Here is a 16,230-nt window from a genome sequence, read left to right on the forward strand (position 1 = left end):
CGGTTTGGTTAGCATGCTTCGATGGTATCCGCAATTGCGTTCGCTAACTTGATGGCTTGTTGTTCGGTCATGAGTGCGCACTTGGGGAATTCGATGAAGATGCGGCCGGGGTGCTGGGCGTCGCGGCGCATACGCACAGCGAGAGATTCGCGGTTGCTATCGAGGGATGAGAGTCGTACACGGCGGAACGGGCGAGGGTTTTTCATGCTGTCTCCTTGAGTTTGAGGTAGCGTCCTTTGTTGTCGCGGGCTATGAGCCCGTCGTCGACGAGGGTGTTGAGGTAGTTGTCGAGGTCGCCAATTTCGGCGAGCTGGCCTTGAGTAAGTGAGCTTTTAACGACCGCCGGGGATTGTCCGAATTGGTCGTAGAGGACGTCGAGGACGGCGGCGCGGGTCTCGTTGGTCACGTGTCCTGGTCGAGGTTCTAGGCGTGAAAATCGTTCAGTTGGATCACTTTCCTGGGGGGTGATCCAATTGGAAGGTTTGTTGTGCTCCTTCGTATTCTTCACGCATCTCTATCCGAGGTTTCTTTTCCGAAGATTCCCTCGAAGATTCCGAAGATTCCCGTATCTGTGCGCGGGAACCTTCGGAATCTTCGGGAACCTTCGAGAACGGATTACCGGTCTTGATAGCCCATACCCAGCCCCCACTCATGCCGGCCTTTTTGGTCTCCACTCCGATCCTGCTGCGGGCTTTTTCACGGCGTTATCGTCGAGCCCTGCGGCGCGCGTTGCTTTGAGAACTTCCTTTGCCGGCGCACTTCCTCCCTCAGATTCGAGGTAGTCGAGAACGACGGCTGCAATTTCGCCGCGTCCACTCGTGTCTTCGTTTTGACGGTCGAGTAGCTCGGTCGCGACGGTGTCGGTGAACTCTCCCCACTCGATGGCACCTAGTTCGGTGAGTGTGCCGTCGCTAAGTTTGACGGGGCGTGAAACAAGGTGCGCTTCTCGAGAGACGATGCCGCGTGCGAGGTTTGCCTTCGTGTTCGAGACGATGAGCCTGCCGTCGTCATCCATTGCGGCAGACAACACGCTGCGAGCAATTTGAGACCACGCAATGGAACCTAGAAGTAACTTGCCGGTGTCTTTCCCCTCGGCCTTGCCGAAGTGTGCGAGACCGACGACGGTGATGCCATAGCGGTCTGCGGCAGCGGCTAGGGGCTCGAGGAATTGGCGGACGTGGTCGTCCTTGTAACCATCGAGTTTCGGATCCATCGATGATTTCGCCGCGTCGAGGACAACGAACTTCACGCCCTGGTCGTTGAGCTCGTCGAAGAGAAGGTTGGTGTCCTGCGGTAGTTTCAGATGTCCTTCGTTGCCGGTTTCGGTTTCGACGTCGATAAAGAACACGTTGCCGAGGTTCGCACCAGCAGCCTGCAAGCGTGGTTTCACGGTGTAGGAACGGGAGTCTTCAGAATTGAGGTAGGCGCACTTCACGCCTTTCTTGCTCAACTGGGAAACCCAGTCGCACGCGATGGTCGACTTGCCGATGCCTTCACGACCGGCGAGTAGTGTGAGCATTCCGGTGGGGATCCACTGGTCGATAACCCAGTCGATGGTTTCGGTCTTGATGCTCGTTGCCGGGGTGAGCTTCACGCGACGACGGGTAATTTTGGCGCCCTGGTCGACGAGCTCGTCGGCCGGGTGGCCGGCTGCGATGTGGTCGGATAAGTCCTTGCCTTCTTTCGCGGCCTTGATGATGATCGACTTCGGGCGCGGTGACATGCCGGTCAGGTAGGTGAAGACTTTGTCGGCGCGTTTGCGGCCGGGGGCGTCGTTGTCAGCGATGATGATGACGTCACGGTCTGCCAGTGGTTCCCAGTTGGCGCGTTCCGGGCCTGTGCTGGCGCCCTGGGCCTGTGTCACGGCGGCGGCGTGCCAGACATGCGCGGCGGTGTCGGCGTCTTTCTCCCCTTCGACGACGTAGACGACGCCCTCATTCTTGAGTGTTTCAAGTCCGTAAAGGTTGGTGCCCTTGGTGTTGCCTAGTTGCTTGAATATCTTGGCGGGGTCGCGGCATACGATGCGACCGTCGCCGTAGTCGTAGCGTGCCCCGGTCTCTTCGTCGAAGAGGTCGCGGACGGTGAGTCCCAGGGCGTCGAGGACGTCGTCGGTGTCTCCGTTGTGGCAGTAGATGAGTGTTTGCTTGCCGTTGTAGGTGACGGAGGTGCCACGGTCGGTGTCGCTATGGCCGGGCGTCTGGAAACTAATTTGCGTGTCACTCCGGTACGTGACGTGAAGGCCGGCGTCTTCGACGGCGTTGAGAACACGCTCGAATGATGTTCGGTCGGTGTTGTATCCTGGCATTAAGGAAACCTTCTTCCCCGTTGACCCCGTCGAGGTGCTCACTCGGCGGGGTTCCGCTTTGTGTGCGGACTGATCGTCTATGGCTATTCGGTTGGTATGAAGTTGTTTCCGCTCTTTACCTGCGTTAAGGGCACTTCATTGGTTGTGCCCTCGTGCCCGCCCGGTGCTCGAAACCGGGTGCCTGCCAGTCGGGCTAAACGGCATTGCCGTCCTGGAGCTAGAAGACCTCTTCGAGGTCGGCAATCACTTCGCGAATGTTGCTGGTTGCGTGCTCGTCAGAACAGGTACTCTCGATGCTTCGCAACTCCTCCAGCGCGTCAAACACCGCGAGTTCCTTAGTTCTGTGTTCATTAACGAGTGCTTCGCGCTCCTCTTCGTAGGCTTGTCGAATTGGATTGAGCACTTCTTCGCAGCGCGGTGCGATGACCTTGCCCAAAGTGTCGCCGGTGGTGATTTCTCTGTCAGGCATGAATCGCTCCTTCCACGAGGTCGAGGTGTTGGAGTAAGTCTTCGGAGTCAGCAACGAGGAGCGCGTCGGCCTGGTCGAGAAGGTCATTCATTACGCGACAGCCTCCTCGGAGAGAGCGAAGTCGAGTGCTTTCATGTCCAAGCACGCTTTGCACCATTCATCACGGTGGACTTTGCCGGTCACTTTGCTGGTGCGTACGCCTTCAAAATTCGGGCGTTCTGCCCACTTCTTATGGAAGGTGTATCCACACAAGCAGTGGACGACTGTGGTTTCTCCCCTTCGTAGTTCCTGCTGATTGACGATGAGATGAACCAGCGTGCGCCGTGCGGTAGCCTTAGAGGTATTCGAGCGCTTAGTAGTCTCGTTGTTCCCCTCATGAGTGTTGGTAGCGCTCGTGGGGGCTTTCTTCGTATTCGGGGTCATTGCGGTTGTCTCCTTAAGCGACAATGTTTTGGGGTGGGATGGGTGCATCGGTGGTGCCGGATGGGTGCATCGTGGTGATGGTGTCCGGGCGGTAACGCACCCCACTCGGGTCGGTGATAGCCGTGCCTTTGTAGTGGACTCGGACGGGGTAGCCGTTGCTGTAGTGAGTGGCGCGGTGCACGTTGTGGTGCATGGCTTCTTTGCGGATTGCTTCGCGAATGCTGTCGAGGATGTAGATCGCGTTCTGTAGGTTGTCGGGCAGCTCGTCGAACTCCGGGCAAGTGCCGTTGATGTCTTGAATCTCTGCGTTAGCGGCGTCGAGCGAAGCAAGCACACTATCTGCGAGGTATGCGAGCGAGTCTTGTGGCGAGTAGTCGGTCATGCGAAGTTCTCCTTGAGGTATTCGTCAACTTGGCCGTAGACGAAGTCGTTGATGACGGCTTCGAGGTCATGGGCCATGTAGTCAAGTTCGAGCTCGTCGACGTCTTCCCGGTCGAGTCGACTAGTGATCACTTTGATGGCCTGGTTGCGGGCTTCGGCGGGTGTAAGCATTAGTAGTTCTCCTCTTCGTCTCTTATGGCGAGGTCGCGGCCCTCGGCGTCGACGATGGCGTCGTAGCGGTCGAGCCCGCGTAGCTCGTCGTAGTAGGGGTCGTTCGGGTCGAACGGCAGATGATTGTCGTAGTGACCATGGGGGATAGTCATGGGGTGATCTCCTTGATTAGGCGGGGTTACTTGAGTCCGGGGTGCTTTGGCCAAATGTCCCGGTTGCGGGACTGGGCATTGGTGCGGCGCTCGGCGTCGCTGTCCCGGTCGTTGTCGTGGGCGGGTCGAGCCGGGGACTCACAGAGGTTGGTGGACTCGAGCTGTTGATAGTCAGGCACTACGCCGCGCTCCCTTCGAGGTCTGGTAGCTCGTCGAGTCCGAAAAGCTCGAGAAGCGGGGCCGTCGGTACGACATAGCGGTTGCCGATTTGGATCACGCGAACGGGAAACTTTCCCTTGCGGACTGCGGCGTACGCCGTCGACTTGCCGATGCCGAGAAGCTTGGCAGCTTCGGGCAGCGGGATTGTGGGGGTACTTGGAAGAGTCATACCTTCTCCTTTGAGTGTGTTGAGAGAACACAAACTAACGGAAATTTAGGCCGTTATGTGCCCCTAAAGCGAACATAGTATGACCGTTAAGACAGCACAACTCCATGTAGAAAACTCGTGTTATTGTGTCCCTATGACACAAAACGAAGAATGGGCGCTTGAGATGGCGCACACCGTAGCAACGGAAATAAAACGCCTCCGAAATGCGAAGACACCGAAATGGTCACTTAAGCGACTGTCCGAAGAGACCGAAAAGCTCGGCTACCCAATCGGACAAAGTGTGCTGTCCAACCTCGAATATGGGCGCCGGGGGGCTCGACTCGACGTTGCCGAGCTTCTCGTCATTGCAGCAGCCCTTGAAGTGCCCCCCGCCCGCTTACTGTGGCCAAAGTACCCAGACGGGTGGGCGAATTATCTACCGTCCCGCGTCGAGACCGCATTACGAGCGGACTGGCTCTTCACTGGCCGACTCGTTCTCAACCCAGATTTAGACGACCCTATATTCGGTAAACCAGAGCCGTTAGTCGCCCTAGTCGAAGCCCGTGAGCGGCTTTATGAGACTGATGAAGCATTAAAGGAACTTGACGGCAAGACAGATCACTCATGGCTGCTTGAGCAAGCCGGTGAAGTCGCACGTCGAGCTAACGAATTGAATAACGAAATACGCAATTCTGGCGGCGTTGTTCGTCGAGGTTAGGACTTAAAAGATGGCACGCGGTAGGCCGGCTACTCCGTTGGGGACGCATGGGGAAGTTCATGTAACGCCACTGTCGGAAAGTAACAACAAGTTCAGGGCTTCAACCTATCTGAGGTTATTGAACGGTAAAACCGTTCGCGTGCGCGCAACCGGGGCTAGTGAAACGAAAGCTAAACGAGCACTTGAAGAGCGGTGCGCGCAACGACTCCAGGGCGAAGACAACGAGGAACTAGGCACCACCTCGAGACTGTCCCGACTCATGGAGCTATGGATCGCGCAACACGACGTCTCCGAAAGCTCACGCAACACGTACCAAAAATGCATCGACCTACATATCAACCAGCAGATAGGCGACATTCGACTAAACGAGTTGTCAACCCAAAAACTACAGGCATTCCTAGAGTCTCTGAGCCCTGGCACGGCTAAGACAGCACGTGCGGCCCTGGGAAGCGCTGCGGGGCTCGCTGTGCGGTGGGGCGTGATGAACCGCAACCCCGTGCGCGATACGAAACTCAAAGCCACAAAGCGGAAAGACCCCAACGCGCTAACAGACAAAGAGATGGACGACTACCGGAACGCCGTCGAAAAATGGTGTGGCAGCAACGAGATGGGCACCAAACGCGGCGAGTCCCTGCTTGAAATCGTTGACGTGCTGCGCGGTAGTGGCATGAGGATCGGTGAAGTCCTAGGGCTCGTCTGGAGTGACATAGACCTAGACGAAGGCACCGTTGCCATTACCGGCCAAGTGGATAACAAAGGCGGGCGAAAGAATTGGCCTAAGACCGAATCGTCGAGGCGCATAATCACGGTGAAGCAATGCGCCGTCGATGCGCTGCGCAGACAGTGGGAGAAAGAATATCGCCCATATATGGGCGACACTGTGTTCCCAACGCGCAACGGAACCTTCCGCACCGTTGCCAACGTCGAGGGCGACTTAAGGAAGGCTCGAGGGGAGATGAAGATTGTCCCCCACGACTTCAGAAAGACAGTGGCAACACGCATCGAAGAGAGGTACGGCATGTTGGCGGCGTCGCGTCACCTTGGTCATTCCTCGACAAAGGTTACAGAGCAAGCCTATCTTGCACGCCCTGACGTGCTACCGAACTATACCGACGCGTTCTAAATGACTAGAAAGTGTCTAAATAGTAATCGGATTATTTGATAATAGGCCAAATTAGATGGCCAGTTTTAGCGCCCTAAGCTGCACTAACCGGAACCATTGGAAATAGCGATACGGGGCAAAACGACCAAAAACTAAGCGTAGGTTGCGAGTTCAAGTCTCGTCTCCAGCTCAAAAGGAGGCTGGGTCCTAGAGGGGCCTAGCCTTCGTGGTGTTTTGTGGGGGCATCAATAAGCCCAAAAAGCCGGTCAACCATGCGTTGGCGGTTAGCGGGGGAGAGCTTGCGCTGGTTGAGGTGATCGTGCACCCATAGCCCCGTACTAAGCAACATGATGAGCAAGTCATCCTCGTCCGTCTCGGCGGCGGAGGGATCCACCATCCACCGTGCATCCACATCTGCCCATTGGGCAGAAAAATCTGGGTGAGTCTGGGAGTGCACACACATCAGCAGCTTGACGAGCGGATCCTTTTTGCCCATGGAGAGCACCAAGGCGCGGGAGCGCTCGGCCAAACTGAGCTCGCTGGCAGGGTGGCCGCCGGCTAGTTGCTCGAGCTCTTCTTCCCAGCGCTCAGCGCAAAAACGGTGACAATCTACCAGCAGGTTGTGGCGGGTAGGAAAGTGGTAGATGAGACCGGACTTGGACATGCCGGTCGCCTGCGCCAGGGAGTCATAGGTAAGGCCGGAGACATCCTCGGCGGCGATGATGTCGAGCGCAGCTTCAAGGGCTGCGGTCTTTTTGTTGATTCGCGGCATGGGGATCTCCTGATTTGGGGTTATCGCGGAAGCACCAGGCGGTTATCGCGGCTAGGAGTAAGGCGAAGCAAGCTAGGCCGCCGATGGTGGAAAGATACCCGGCATTGTAGGCGCTGGCGGCGGTCGCGTGGGAAGCGGGGTGATGCAGCGCGTCGGTTCCTAGTTCTGCGAGGTGAGGTGGGAGTTCGCGGGTCATGAGTAGGGGCACGAGGGTTCCGGTCAGGGCAATGGAAATCAGGGTGCCAAATTCATAGGAGACCGCCTCTACGCCAGCGGCCATGCCGGTGCGGTGGAGGGGCGCGGCATTGATGATGGCGGTTGAGGATACGGACATGGCAAGGCCCGCGCCTAGGCCGGTGAGGACGAGGGTGACAACGAGTAGGGCAAGCGTCTCGCCTCGGGTTGCGAGCAGCAGGGTCATGCCGGTGGCCATAAGTAAGAATCCGCCGCTTATGAGCGGGAGGAATCCCAGGCGATGCAATGTGGCGCCGCCCAGGATGGAGGTAGGGATGGCAGATAGCGCCATGGCAGAGATGATAAGGCCGGCGTGGAGGGGTGAGAGGGCGTCGACAAGCTGCAGCTTTTGGGTGCTGAGCAGCTCCAGGCCGGACATACCGAACATGGCACCGCCGGCCGCTAAGGCCCCGCCGCTGAAGACGCGGGAGTCAAAGATGTCGAAGGTCAGAAGGGGATCTGACAAGCGGGTCTGGCGGTGGGCAAAGGCGAGCGCGCCGCAGACGAAGACGGCAGCCGCAGCGACGCTCACCGGCCACGCGTGTGGCAGGGATTTTATGGCCAATACCAGGCTGGTAAGAGTGATAAGGGAATACAGGGACGAAGGAAAGTCCCAGTGTTTCAGGGGGTTTGGGGCGTTTGGCGGAGCTAGGAGCAAGGTCAACGCGAGGGCAAGGGCCACGACGGGGACATTGAGTAGGAAGACCGAGCCCCACCAGAAGTGCTCCAAAAAGAAGCCGCCCACGGTGGGGCCGGCCGCCGCGCCGATGACGGCGACGGAACCCCAAATGCCAATGGCCGTGTTGCGCTCCACCTCATCGGGAAAGGTAAGGCGGATAAGGGCAAGGCTCGATGGCATCATGATGGCGGCGCCGCAGCCGAGGAAGGCCCGGCTTAGGACCAGCGCCCAGGCGCTGGGGGAGTAGGCGGCGAGTAGGGAGGCGCCGCCGAAAATGGCCAGACCGATGAGGAACATTCGCCGGTGGCCGGTGCGATCACCTAGCGTGCCGGTACCGAGAAGGAGACCGGAGAGTACCAACGCGTAGGCGTTGATAATCCAGAGTTGCTGGGTATCGGTGGTGTGCAATTGCTGTGATAGCTGCGGCAATGCGGTGTAGAGGATGGAATTATCCAGCCCAACCATGAGTAACCCCAGAGAGATGACGGCGCAGAAAGACCACCGCTGTGCGGCCGTGGAGGCCGGAGCGGTAAGGCTTCGTGCGCGGGGCGGGTGGATACTCATAGCAGAGTAAACAGTACCGAACGGTCGTTATAGTTTACAGTCAAAGATAGGTTAGTATTGCCTTCCTCACAGCTGGACGCAGTGTGTGAGTGTATAGGAGAATAGTGGACTTTCCTGCGGTGTAAGTAGCACAGTGGTATTAGCACCAATTAAGAGTTAAGGATGATAATTAATGGCACGTAACTATGCAGAACAGCTAGTTGACACCCTAGAAAAGCAGGGTGTCGAGCGCATTTATGGCCTCGTCGGTGACTCCCTGAACCCGATCGTGGATGCCGTTCGTCGCTCCTCCATCGAGTGGATTCACGTCCGCAACGAGGAAGCAGCAGCCTTCGCTGCCGAGGCAGATTCCCTGACCACCGGCAAGCTGGCCGTATGTGCCGCATCCTGCGGCCCGGGCAATACCCACCTGATCCAGGGCCTGTACGATGCCCACCGCAACGGCGCTAAGGTACTGGCACTGGCTTCCCACATCCCATCCCGCCAGATCGGCTCCAAGTTCTTCCAGGAGACCCACCCAGAGGCAATCTTCCAGGAGTGCTCTGGCTACTGCGAGATGGTCAACTCCGCTGAGCAGGGCGGCGTTGTCCTGCACCACGCCATCCAGTCCAGCATGGCCGGCAATGGCGTATCCGTCCTCGTTATCCCGGGTGACGTTTCCATGCAGGACGCTGAGGATGACTCCTTCGTCGAGTCCAAGATCTCTGCTGGCCGCCCGGTCGTCTTCCCGGATCCGGCCGAGGCTGCTGCCCTGACCCAGGCCATCAACGAGGCTAAGTCCGTCACCCTCTTCGTTGGCGCCGGCGTCAAGGATGCCCGCGAGCAGGTGCTCAAGCTGGCCGAGAAGATCAAGGCTCCCATCGGCCACGCCCTGGGTGGCAAGATGTACATCCAGTACGAGAACCCGTTCGACGTAGGCATGAACGGCCTGCTGGGCTACGGTGCGGCACACGAGGCCACCCACGAGGCTGACCTGCTTATCCTGCTGGGTACCGACTTCCCGTACAACGACTTCCTGCCGGATGCCAACGTGGCACAGGTGGATATCAACGGCTCCCACATCGGCCGCCGCACCAAGATTTCCTACCCGGTCACCGGTGACGTCGCCGCCACCATCGAGAACATCCTGCCGCACGTGGATGAGAAGAAGGATCGCTCCTTCCTAGACAAGATGCTTAAGAAGCACTACGGCAAGCTGGAGCACGTCGTTGAGGCTTATACCTCCAACGTGGACAAGCACACCCCGATCCACCCAGAGTACGTTGCTGACCTCATTGACAAGAATGCCGATGAGGACGCCATCTTCACCGTCGATACCGGCATGTGCAACGTGTGGGGCGCTCGCTACATCACCGCTAACGGCAAGCGCGAGCAGATCGGCTCCTTCCGCCACGGCACCATGGCCAACGCCCTGCCACAGGCACTGGGTGCACAGGCCGCTAACCCAGGCCGCCAGGTCATCACCTTCTCCGGTGACGGCGGACTGTCCATGCTGATGGGTGAGCTGCTCACCGTGAAGCTGCACAACCTGCCTATCAAGATGTTCGTGTTCAACAACTCTTCCCTGGGCATGGTCAAGCTGGAGATGCTGGTGCAGGGTCTGCCGGAGCACGAGACCGACCACGATTCCGTCAACTTTGCCAAGATTGCAGAGGCTTCCGGCATCAAGCACTTCCGCATCGAGGATCCGAAGGACGCACCGGAGCAGATCAAGAAGGCGCTGGCTTATAACGGCCCGGCTCTTATCGACGTCGTTACTGACCCCAACGCCCTCTCCCTGCCACCAACGCTGACTATCGAGCAGCTCATGGGCTTCTCCAAGGCTGCCACTCGCACCGTTCTGGACGGTGGCGTTGGCCAGATGATCACCATGGCAAAGTCCAACCTGCGCAACATCCCGCGCCCGCAGGACTTCTAAATAGCGCTCTGCGCTAGCTACCACGCCCTTCCTCACCTGGGGAAGGGCGTGGTTTTCTTTTGCCCCGACCAGGCCGAGCATCCACGTTCACAGGATTCAGGCAGAAACTCTTCAGTAGGCTGGAAAGCAAGCGTGCCATGATGACGTGTTAGAAAATCACAACCTTTAAGGGAGTCTGAGGAGAACATGGAAGACACTAAACTCGCCAAGGTTCTTGTCGTCGATGACGAACCCAATATTGTGGAGCTGCTCACCGTATCGCTGAAGTTCCAGAACTTCGAGGTATTTAGCGCCAATTCCGGCAACGAGGCGCTGCGCATTGCCCGCGAGGTAAACCCAGATGCTTACATCCTGGACGTCATGATGCCGGGCATGGATGGCTTCGAGCTGCTGGGCAAGCTGCGCCAAGAAGGCCTGGACGGCCCGGTGCTCTACCTCACCGCTAAGGACGGTGTGGACCAGCGCATCCACGGCCTGACCATCGGTGCGGATGATTACGTGACGAAGCCATTTAGCCTGGAAGAAGTTATCACCCGCCTGCGCGTCATTATGCGCCGCGGCGGCGCGGCGGAAGAATCCACCAACGACGCCACCATGAGCTACGCGGATCTAACGCTCAATGATGACACCCATGAGGTCACCAAGGCCGGCGAGCTCATTGAGCTTTCTCCTACCGAGTTCAACCTCCTGCGCTACCTCATGCAAAACAAGGAAGTGGTGCTGTCCAAGTCCAAGATTCTGGACAACGTGTGGCACTACGATTTCGGCGGCGATGGCAACGTGGTCGAGTCCTATATCTCCTACCTGCGCCGCAAGATCGATACCGGCGAGACGCAGCTGATCCACACCGTGCGCGGCGTGGGTTATGTACTGCGCACCCCGCGCTCCTAAAGTGCTTAAGTGATGGAAGATTCACAGGAGACCCAGGACCAGGCGCCTGCACCGGCGGCGGCGCGCCCGCAGTCCATGTGGCATGAGGGCCTGGGGCAAGGCGAAGGGGAGGGAAAGTCCCCCAAGCGGCGGATGTTTTCCCAAATTCCGCAGGCCATGCCGCTGCGGACGTGGCTGGTCATTCTCCTCGTCGTGGTCTCCGGGCTCGGCATTACGGGCTCGTCCTTTGCGGTGAATTCCATCATGCGCAACGTGCTCTTCAACAACGTCGATGATGAGCTGCGCGCCGCGTCGACCACATGGGCGCGCGATATCAGCAATGACTTTTTCATCGGCGATCACACCAAGCGCCCGCCTACCGAATACGTGGTGCTGAACTACCTGCCCGATGGCACCATCCGCTACTCGGGGCCATCCTCGACCACCCCGAATGCGGAAAATATCCCGCTCGGTGGGTATCCCACCACCGTGGGTTCCATCGAGAACAACACCAAGTGGCGCGCGCTCGCCTTCGCGGACTCCAATGGTGTCATCACGGTCATCGCTAAGGACATGACCCACGAGAAGGAAATCCTGCACGGCCTAGCCATGGTCCAAGTGACCATTGCCGCCATCGCCCTGGCCGCCATTGCGGCCGTGGGGTTCTGGTTTATCCGCAGGGCGTTGCGGCCGCTGCGGGTGGTGGAAAAGACGGCGTCGGAAATCGCGGCAGGCGACCTAGACAAGCGTGTTCCCAAATGGCCGCTGCACACCGAGGTGGGCCAGCTGGCCGCCGCACTCAATATCATGCTGGGGCAGCTGCAGCGCTCCGTCGTGCGCGCGCAAGAGAAAGAGGAACAGATGCGTCGCTTCGTCGGCGATGCCTCGCATGAGCTGCGCACGCCGCTGACCAGCCTGCGTGGCTATACCGAGCTCTATCGCTCCGGCGCCACCAAGGACGTGGATCTGGTCTTTTCCAAGATCGACGATGAGTCCAAGCGCATGTCCCTGCTGGTGGAGGACCTGTTGGCTCTTACCCGCGCCGAGGGTACGCGCCTAGACCTGCACCCCGTAGACCTGCTGGAGCTGGCCCTGTCCGTGGGCTCTTCCGCGCGTGCCGCCTTCCCCGGCCGCGAGATTAAGGTGGCCAATGACGCCAAGTCCATCCCGGTGGTCAATGGCGATGCCAGCCGCCTGCACCAGGTGCTGCTCAACCTGGTGACCAACGGCATCCGCCACGGCGGAGAGGATGCCACGGTGACGCTGCGCCTGCGCCGCGAGGCCAATGATGTGCTGATCGATGTCAGCGATGACGGCAAGGGCATGTCCCAGGAAGATGCGGCGCACATCTTCGAGCGCTTCTACCGCGCGGATACCTCGCGCACCCGCGATACGGGTGGCTCCGGCCTGGGCTTGGCCATCGTCCACTCTCTGGTGGAGCAGCACGATGGCAGCATTAGCGTCGACTCCGAGCTCGGCCGTGGCACCACCTTTACGGTGCGCCTGCCCGCGCTTGCCGACGCCCCCTCTGAGACCTAGTCCTCGCGAAAGCCTTCCTCGTTGCAGCCGAGGTGCTGACGGATGCGGGCGGCGGCCTCATCCATAGCGGCATCGTCGGTATTCTCAGCGTCGAAGGCCTTGGCAAAGTCATACTCTTCCATCTTCTCGGTGGGGAAGAGGTGAATATGGGTGTGCGGGACATCGAATCCGGCGATGATGTAGCCGGTGCGCGGGGTATCAAACGCGGTCTTGATAGCGCCGCCGATTTCCAGGGCGACCTCGTTGAGGTGGGCCCAGGTCTGTGGATCCAGGTCGGTCCACTTATCTACTTCCTCGATGGGCACGACCAAGGTGTGGCCGTAGCGCAGCGGCTCGATGGAGAGGAAAGCCACGCAGGTCTCATCGCGGTAGACAAAGCGAGCGGGTAGTTCACCATTAATGATCTTTGTAAATACAGAAGCCATGTGTGCCAGGCTACCCGCTGGTTATGATGGTGGGCATGCGCATTCTCGTAATTGGTTCGGGCGGCCGTGAACACGCCCTTGTCAAGGGCCTGTCCGCCGACCCTAAGAGCACCGAAATCCACGCCGCGCCGGGCAGCGCGGCCATGTCCACCCTCGCTACCGTCCACCCGGACTACTCCCAGGTAGATGACGCTGATCGCATGGTGGAGCTCGCCCAGAGTATCGCCGCAGACCTCGTTGTCATCGGCCCTGAGGTTCCCCTCGTCGCCGGCGTGGCCGATGCCCTGCGCGCGGCCGGCATCGCTGTCTTCGGACCTAGCAAGGAGGCAGCCCAGATCGAGGGATCCAAGGCCTTTGCCAAGGACGTCATGGAGTCCGCCGGCGTCAAGACCGCCCGCGCGGAGCAGCTGCGCCCGGGCGCCACCGAGGACGACATTGAAGCCGCCCTCGACCGCTTCGGCCCGCAGTTCGTGGTCAAAGACGATGGGCTCGCCGGCGGCAAGGGTGTCGTGGTCACCCCAGACCGCACCGCCGCCCGCGCCCACGTCGATGCCGTCCTCGCGGCCGGCAACCCGGTGCTGCTGGAATCCTTCCTCGACGGCCCCGAAGTCTCTCTCTTCTGCTTAGTCGATGGCGAGACCGTTGTCCCGCTGCTCCCAGCCCAGGACCACAAGCGCGCCTATGACAACGACGAGGGCCCCAATACCGGTGGCATGGGCGCCTACACCCCGCTGCCGTGGCTGCCGGAGGACGGCGTGCAGCGCATCGTGGACGAGGTCTGCACCCCTGTGGCCAAGGAGATGGCGCGCCGCGGCACTCCCTATTCCGGTCTGCTCTACGCTGGCCTGGCCTGGGGCGAAGAAGGCCCGGCCGTCGTCGAGTTCAACTGCCGTTTCGGCGATCCGGAGACCCAGGCAGTGCTCTCCCTGCTCAAGTCCCCGCTGGCTGAGGCCCTCCACGCCACGGCCACCGGCACCCTCTCCGAGCTCCCGCCGCTGGAATGGGAGGATGGCTTCGCCGTCATCATCGTCATGGCGGCCGAGGGCTACCCGGCTTCCCCGCGCAAGGGCGATGCCATTTCCGGCGCCGCCTTGGACGATCCGCAGCGCGTCCTCCATGCCGGCACCGTGCATACCGACGGCGCCTACCGCACCGCGGGCGGCCGCGTGCTCAGCGTGCTGGGCAAGGGTGCCACGCTTGCCGACGCCCGCGCAGACGCCTACGCCACCGTCGACGACATCGAGTTTGCGGGTGGCTTTGTGCGCCGGGACATCGGCAAGCGAGCAGAAGACGGTGAGATTTCTCTCTAACCCTTCACCCCGCGGCGGGGCAGGCATGGAATAATAGCCACGTGGCTGAAAAGAAGAAGATTTCCAACGTCCTGTCCTCCCGCTATGCCTCCGCAGAGCTGTCCAATATCTGGAGCCCGGAGCATAAAATCATCTTGGAGCGCAAGCTCTGGATTGCGGTCATGCGCGCCCAGAAGAATCTGGGCGTAGATATCCCCGCCAAGGCCATCGATGCCTACGAGGCCGTGGTAGAGGACGTGAACCTCGAGTCCATCGCGGAGCGCGAGCGCGTCACCCGCCACGATGTGAAGGCCCGCATCGAAGAATTCAATGCGCTGGCCGGCTACGAGCACATTCACAAGGGTATGACCAGCCGCGATCTCACCGAGAACGTGGAGCAGCTGCAGATCCACACCTCGCTGGAGATCATCCGCGATAAGGCCATCGCAGTGGTCTCCCGCATCGGCCGCCACGCCGCCGAGTACCAGTCCCTGGTTATGGCCGGCCGCTCCCACAACGTGGCCGCGCAGGCCACCACCCTGGGCAAGCGCTTCGCTACGGCCGGCGACGAGATGCTGCTGGCCATCGAACGCGTCGAAGATCTCCTCGCGCGCTACCCGCTGCGCGGCATCAAGGGCCCGATGGGCACCTCCCAAGACATGCTCGATCTCATGGGCGGCTCCGAGGACAAGCTCGCCTCCCTGGAGACGGCCATCGCGGATTACCTGGGCTTCCACCGTATCTTCAATTCCGTGGGCCAGGTCTACCCGCGCTCCCTCGACTTCGATGCCATCTCCGCCCTGGTGGAGCTCGGCGCTGCCCCGTCTTCGCTGGCCACCACCATCCGCTTGATGGCCGGCAACGAGGCCGTCACCGAAGGCTTTAAGGAAGGCCAGGTTGGCTCCTCTGCCATGCCGCACAAGATGAATGCCCGTTCCTGCGAGCGCGTCGGCGGCCTGCAGGTCATCCTCCGCGGCTACCTCACCATGGCCGCGGACCTCGCTGGACAGCAGTGGAACGAGGGCGATGTCTTCTGCTCCGTCGTCCGCCGCGTCGCGCTCCCTGACGCCTTCTTTGCCCTCGACGGCCAATTCGAAACCTTCCTCACCGTCCTCGACGAGTTCGGCGCCTTCCCGGCCATGATCGACCGCGAACTGGAGCGCTACCTGCCCTTCCTGGCCACCACCCGCATCCTCATGGCGGCCGTGCGCGCCGGCGTGGGCCGCGAGACCGCCCACGAGGTCATCAAGGAAAACGCCGTGGCCGTCGCACTCAATATGCGCGAAAACGGCGGCGAGCAGGACCTAGTCCAACGCCTTGCCGCCGATGACCGCCTGCCCATGGACGCGTCCGACCTCGAGGCCGCCCTAGCCGATAAGCACGCCTTCATCGGCGCCGCCGAGTCCCAGGTCAGCCAGGTGCTCAACCGCATCAACGCGCTGGTAGGCGAGCACCCCAAGGCCGCGGCCTATACCCCGGGTGAGATCCTCTAAAACGAGCCGCGCAGGGCGCGCTTTCCTTTCGCAGTGCGCCGTCCTTTTTCGCATTTCGATCAAATAGTCCCCGAATGCCCACTGAACTGCTCCCCATTAGTTGGACTGAGAAATCAGTTTCCGATTAGTGGGGAGTAGTTTTCATTGAGAGCTCGAAGTTTGGTGAGTGAGCATCAGCGGGAGCAGTTGGTTGACCTATTTGAGCAAGGCGTGGGCTATCGTGCCGCTGCTACTGCTCTTGGTGTCTCCACATACGCCGCCCGTATGCTCTGTCGTCGGTTTAAGCTGCATGGCAGACTATGTCTTGTGGAAAAACCGACTAAGCAGCAGTATTCGTTCGAAATCAAGACCGAAGTTGT

Annotated in this window: 20 protein-coding genes and 1 pseudogene; 8 read left to right on the plus strand and 13 right to left on the minus strand. The window is 60.0% G+C overall.

Annotation, left to right across the window (positions count from 1 at the left end):
• Positions 1-8: 8 nt before the first annotated feature.
• The 10 genes from MHK09_RS05650 to MHK09_RS05695 all read right to left on the minus strand — a co-directional run bounded on the left by MHK09_RS05650 (position 9) and on the right by MHK09_RS05695 (position 4,289).
• The gene (locus MHK09_RS05650; protein WP_250412945.1) at positions 9-206 is read right to left on the minus strand and encodes a hypothetical protein; all 198 of its coding nucleotides are present in this window, start codon (positions 204-206) and stop codon (positions 9-11) included.
• Positions 203-406, minus strand: a complete 204-nt coding sequence (locus MHK09_RS05655) for a hypothetical protein (RefSeq protein WP_250412946.1) — start codon at positions 404-406, stop codon at positions 203-205. Before MHK09_RS05655 ends, MHK09_RS05650 begins: the two co-directional genes overlap by 4 nt.
• Positions 407-649: 243 nt before the next feature.
• Positions 650-2,305, minus strand: coding sequence for an AAA family ATPase (locus tag MHK09_RS05660; RefSeq protein ID WP_250412947.1), 1,656 nt, complete (start codon positions 2,303-2,305; stop codon positions 650-652).
• Between the two features lie 217 nt (positions 2,306-2,522).
• The gene (locus MHK09_RS05665) at positions 2,523-2,774 is read right to left on the minus strand and encodes a hypothetical protein (protein ID WP_250412948.1); all 252 of its coding nucleotides are present in this window, start codon (positions 2,772-2,774) and stop codon (positions 2,523-2,525) included.
• Between the two features lie 90 nt (positions 2,775-2,864).
• The gene (locus tag MHK09_RS05670; protein WP_250412949.1) at positions 2,865-3,197 is read right to left on the minus strand and encodes a hypothetical protein; all 333 of its coding nucleotides are present in this window, start codon (positions 3,195-3,197) and stop codon (positions 2,865-2,867) included.
• A 13-nt stretch (positions 3,198-3,210) separates the two neighbouring features.
• Entirely contained in the window at positions 3,211-3,579 is a 369-nt protein-coding gene (locus MHK09_RS05675) for a hypothetical protein (protein ID WP_250412950.1), read from the minus strand.
• Complete coding sequence (locus MHK09_RS05680) at positions 3,576-3,749, minus strand: hypothetical protein (protein ID WP_250412951.1); 174 nt, start codon at positions 3,747-3,749, stop codon at positions 3,576-3,578. Before MHK09_RS05680 ends, MHK09_RS05675 begins: the two co-directional genes overlap by 4 nt.
• Positions 3,749-3,901: a hypothetical protein gene (locus tag MHK09_RS05685; protein ID WP_250412952.1), complete on the minus strand. Its 153-nt coding sequence runs from the start codon at positions 3,899-3,901 to the stop codon at positions 3,749-3,751. Before MHK09_RS05685 ends, MHK09_RS05680 begins: the two co-directional genes overlap by 1 nt.
• 26 nt (positions 3,902-3,927) lie before the next feature.
• Positions 3,928-4,080 carry a hypothetical protein gene (locus tag MHK09_RS05690; protein ID WP_250412953.1) on the minus strand — a complete coding sequence of 51 codons (153 nt, stop codon included), beginning with the start codon at positions 4,078-4,080 and terminating at the stop codon, positions 3,928-3,930.
• On the minus strand, positions 4,080-4,289 hold the full coding sequence (locus tag MHK09_RS05695; protein WP_250412954.1) for a helix-turn-helix transcriptional regulator: 210 nt from the start codon (positions 4,287-4,289) through the stop codon (positions 4,080-4,082). Before MHK09_RS05695 ends, MHK09_RS05690 begins: the two co-directional genes overlap by 1 nt.
• A gap of 133 nt (positions 4,290-4,422) precedes the next feature.
• On the opposite strand from MHK09_RS05695, the gene MHK09_RS05700 reads away from it, so the two are divergent.
• Both MHK09_RS05700 and MHK09_RS05705 read left to right on the plus strand, forming a co-directional pair.
• Positions 4,423-4,986, plus strand: coding sequence for a hypothetical protein (locus tag MHK09_RS05700; protein ID WP_250412955.1), 564 nt, complete (start codon positions 4,423-4,425; stop codon positions 4,984-4,986).
• Positions 4,987-5,245: 259 nt separating this feature from the next.
• A complete protein-coding gene (locus MHK09_RS05705; RefSeq protein ID WP_250412956.1) occupies positions 5,246-6,109 on the plus strand; it encodes a tyrosine-type recombinase/integrase in 864 nt (287 codons plus the stop codon).
• Between the two features lie 196 nt (positions 6,110-6,305).
• On the opposite strand, the gene MHK09_RS05710 is transcribed toward MHK09_RS05705, so the two are convergent.
• The gene (locus MHK09_RS05710) at positions 6,306-6,860 is read right to left on the minus strand and encodes a TetR/AcrR family transcriptional regulator (protein ID WP_086588176.1); all 555 of its coding nucleotides are present in this window, start codon (positions 6,858-6,860) and stop codon (positions 6,306-6,308) included.
• Positions 6,826-8,337 carry an MFS transporter gene (locus MHK09_RS05715; protein WP_250412957.1) on the minus strand — a complete coding sequence of 504 codons (1,512 nt, stop codon included), beginning with the start codon at positions 8,335-8,337 and terminating at the stop codon, positions 6,826-6,828. Before MHK09_RS05715 ends, MHK09_RS05710 begins: the two co-directional genes overlap by 35 nt.
• Before the next feature lie 172 nt (positions 8,338-8,509).
• Here MHK09_RS05715 and MHK09_RS05720 point away from each other — a divergent pair, with 172 nt between their 5' ends.
• From MHK09_RS05720 to MHK09_RS05730, 3 genes are all read left to right on the plus strand, one after another.
• The gene (locus tag MHK09_RS05720; protein WP_239235996.1) at positions 8,510-10,255 is read left to right on the plus strand and encodes a pyruvate dehydrogenase; all 1,746 of its coding nucleotides are present in this window, start codon (positions 8,510-8,512) and stop codon (positions 10,253-10,255) included.
• A gap of 186 nt (positions 10,256-10,441) precedes the next feature.
• On the plus strand, positions 10,442-11,146 hold the full coding sequence (locus tag MHK09_RS05725) for a response regulator transcription factor (RefSeq protein WP_150850895.1): 705 nt from the start codon (positions 10,442-10,444) through the stop codon (positions 11,144-11,146).
• A 12-nt stretch (positions 11,147-11,158) separates the two neighbouring features.
• Positions 11,159-12,664, plus strand: coding sequence for a sensor histidine kinase (locus MHK09_RS05730; RefSeq protein ID WP_250412961.1), 1,506 nt, complete (start codon positions 11,159-11,161; stop codon positions 12,662-12,664).
• Here MHK09_RS05730 and MHK09_RS05735 read toward each other — a convergent pair.
• Positions 12,661-13,089 (minus strand): HIT family protein, encoded by a 429-nt coding sequence (locus MHK09_RS05735; RefSeq protein ID WP_250412958.1) that lies wholly within the window; start codon positions 13,087-13,089, stop codon positions 12,661-12,663. The two genes, MHK09_RS05730 and MHK09_RS05735, sit on opposite strands and share 4 nt — an antisense overlap.
• 35 nt (positions 13,090-13,124) lie before the next feature.
• Between MHK09_RS05735 and purD the strand changes: the two genes are divergently transcribed.
• The 3 genes and pseudogenes from purD to MHK09_RS05750 all read left to right on the plus strand — a co-directional run.
• On the plus strand, positions 13,125-14,399 hold the full coding sequence (gene purD / locus MHK09_RS05740; RefSeq protein WP_250412959.1) for a phosphoribosylamine--glycine ligase: 1,275 nt from the start codon (positions 13,125-13,127) through the stop codon (positions 14,397-14,399).
• Between the two features lie 41 nt (positions 14,400-14,440).
• A complete protein-coding gene (gene purB / locus MHK09_RS05745; RefSeq protein ID WP_250412960.1) occupies positions 14,441-15,871 on the plus strand; it encodes an adenylosuccinate lyase in 1,431 nt (476 codons plus the stop codon).
• A 162-nt stretch (positions 15,872-16,033) separates the two neighbouring features.
• A pseudogene (locus MHK09_RS05750) lies at positions 16,034-16,230 on the plus strand (IS3 family transposase); the annotation flags it as partial.

Origin of the sequence: Corynebacterium tuberculostearicum, assembly GCF_022347235.1 — a bacterium.
GTDB lineage: Bacteria > Actinomycetota > Actinomycetes > Mycobacteriales > Mycobacteriaceae > Corynebacterium > Corynebacterium tuberculostearicum_F.

Bases quoted from the DNA above. Each gene is read 5' to 3' on its own strand.
- MHK09_RS05665 (WP_250412948.1), bottom strand. From the start codon at position 2,774: ATGCCTGACAGAGAAATCACCACCGGCGACACTTTGGGCAAGGTCATC.
- MHK09_RS05675 (WP_250412950.1), bottom strand. From the start codon at position 3,579: ATGACCGACTACTCGCCACAAGACTCGCTCGCATACCTCGCAGATAGT.
- MHK09_RS05705 (WP_250412956.1), top strand. From the start codon at position 5,246: ATGGAGCTATGGATCGCGCAACACGACGTCTCCGAAAGCTCACGCAAC.
- MHK09_RS05720 (WP_239235996.1), top strand. From the start codon at position 8,510: ATGGCACGTAACTATGCAGAACAGCTAGTTGACACCCTAGAAAAGCAG.
- MHK09_RS05680 (WP_250412951.1), bottom strand. From the start codon at position 3,749: ATGCTTACACCCGCCGAAGCCCGCAACCAGGCCATCAAAGTGATCACT.
- MHK09_RS05715 (WP_250412957.1), bottom strand. From the start codon at position 8,337: ATGAGTATCCACCCGCCCCGCGCACGAAGCCTTACCGCTCCGGCCTCC.
- MHK09_RS05670 (WP_250412949.1), bottom strand. From the start codon at position 3,197: ATGACCCCGAATACGAAGAAAGCCCCCACGAGCGCTACCAACACTCAT.
- MHK09_RS05660 (WP_250412947.1), bottom strand. From the start codon at position 2,305: ATGCCAGGATACAACACCGACCGAACATCATTCGAGCGTGTTCTCAAC.
- purD (WP_250412959.1), top strand. From the start codon at position 13,125: ATGCGCATTCTCGTAATTGGTTCGGGCGGCCGTGAACACGCCCTTGTC.
- MHK09_RS05710 (WP_086588176.1), bottom strand. From the start codon at position 6,860: ATGCCGCGAATCAACAAAAAGACCGCAGCCCTTGAAGCTGCGCTCGAC.
- MHK09_RS05730 (WP_250412961.1), top strand. From the start codon at position 11,159: ATGGAAGATTCACAGGAGACCCAGGACCAGGCGCCTGCACCGGCGGCG.
- MHK09_RS05650 (WP_250412945.1), bottom strand. From the start codon at position 206: ATGAAAAACCCTCGCCCGTTCCGCCGTGTACGACTCTCATCCCTCGAT.
- MHK09_RS05700 (WP_250412955.1), top strand. From the start codon at position 4,423: ATGACACAAAACGAAGAATGGGCGCTTGAGATGGCGCACACCGTAGCA.
- MHK09_RS05725 (WP_150850895.1), top strand. From the start codon at position 10,442: ATGGAAGACACTAAACTCGCCAAGGTTCTTGTCGTCGATGACGAACCC.
- MHK09_RS05735 (WP_250412958.1), bottom strand. From the start codon at position 13,089: ATGGCTTCTGTATTTACAAAGATCATTAATGGTGAACTACCCGCTCGC.
- MHK09_RS05695 (WP_250412954.1), bottom strand. From the start codon at position 4,289: ATGACTCTTCCAAGTACCCCCACAATCCCGCTGCCCGAAGCTGCCAAG.
- MHK09_RS05685 (WP_250412952.1), bottom strand. From the start codon at position 3,901: ATGACTATCCCCCATGGTCACTACGACAATCATCTGCCGTTCGACCCG.